Source organism: Shimia sp. R9_2, assembly GCF_017743735.1.
Taxonomy (GTDB): domain Bacteria; phylum Pseudomonadota; class Alphaproteobacteria; order Rhodobacterales; family Rhodobacteraceae; genus Shimia.
Genome location: NZ_JAGHRO010000023.1, coordinates 1 through 1,377, shown reverse-complemented (window position 1 = coordinate 1,377; position 1,377 = coordinate 1). Strand labels below are relative to the sequence as shown.

The 1,377-nt window shown below is 60.5% G+C and carries 1 protein-coding gene; it reads left to right on the top strand.

From position 1 onward, the window contains the following. On the top strand, positions 1-1,377 hold a 1,377-nt coding region (locus J7400_RS21100), incomplete at both ends, for a cadherin-like domain-containing protein (protein ID WP_209066145.1).

Genomic DNA, 1,377 nt, shown 5'->3' with positions numbered 1-1,377 from the left:
GCGACCGATGACATCACGGATTTTGTACGCTTCAGCACCACCGGCAGCGACACGCTGATGGAAATCAATCCGGATGGGGCCAGTGGTTTTGTGCCCGTCGCCATCCTGCAAGGCGTGCGCAATCTCCAAGGCACCGAAGCATCTCTGGAAGCCAGCGGTGGCCTTCTGACGGCCAGCCCCAATGCCGCGCCTGACGCTGTGGATGACAGTGCGGGCACCACAGAAGATCAAGCGGTGACCATCGATGTGCTGGCCAATGACAGCGACCCTGAAGGCGCTGCGCTGAGCTTGGATACGGTCACACAGGGGCAGTTTGGCTCTGTTGTGATTGATGCGGGACAGCTGACGTACACCCCCAATGCCGACGTCAACGGCACTGACAGTTTCACCTACACAGTGAGTGATGAACAGGGCACACAATCTGTTGCCACGGTGACAGTAACCGTGGCCCCGGCCCCGGATGCACCGGTGGCTCAGGATGACGCGGTCAGTGGCGAGCAGGATGGCCCGATCCAAATCGATGCTCTGGCCAACGACAGCGATGTGGATGGCGACAGCCTGACGCTGGATGTCTCCGGTGCTGCTCCGTCCAACGGGCAGGTCTCCGTTGTGGATGGGCAGATCGTCTACCTGCCTGACCCCGGCTTTGTGGGCAGCGACAGCTTTACCTATGCGGTCTCCGATGGCACCAGCAGCAACACAGCAACTGTGTCGGTCACAGTCTATGAGACCAATGCGGCACCGGTGGCCGCGGCGGATGCGGCCAACACCTTGGAAGATCAGGCGGTGGCTCTGGATCTGCTGGCCAATGACAGTGACGCCAATGGCGATCCGCTGACGGTGGCAGCTCTGACCAGCGCTTATGATGACGCGGGCACCGTGGGGGTTGTGGAAACTGAGCATGGTTCTGTTATCCTGGCGGGCGGCGTTGCCACCTACACGCCGGATGCGGATTATGCCGGGACGGACAGCTTTGGCTATGTGCTGAGTGATGGCAAGACCACCACCGATGGCAGCGCCACGGTGACCATTCAGGCACAAAATGATGTGCCGGTGGCGCAGGACGACAGCGCCAGTACGGACCCGGATGTGGCCGTCACCATTGACGTTCTGGCCAATGACAGCGATGTGGATGGGGACAGTCTCACGCTGGATGTCTCGGGATCCACACCGGCCAATGGATCGGTGTCTGTGGTGAACGGTGAGATTGTCTACACACCGGATGCGGGCTTTATAGGCAGCGACAGCTTCACATACGCGGTGTCGGATGGGACCACCTCCAGCACGGCAGATGTGTCTGTGACCGTTGGTTCGCTCTATGATCCGATTGATCCCAATGCGGTTCTGCTCACAGACGGGGATGACGACGGCCTGCCG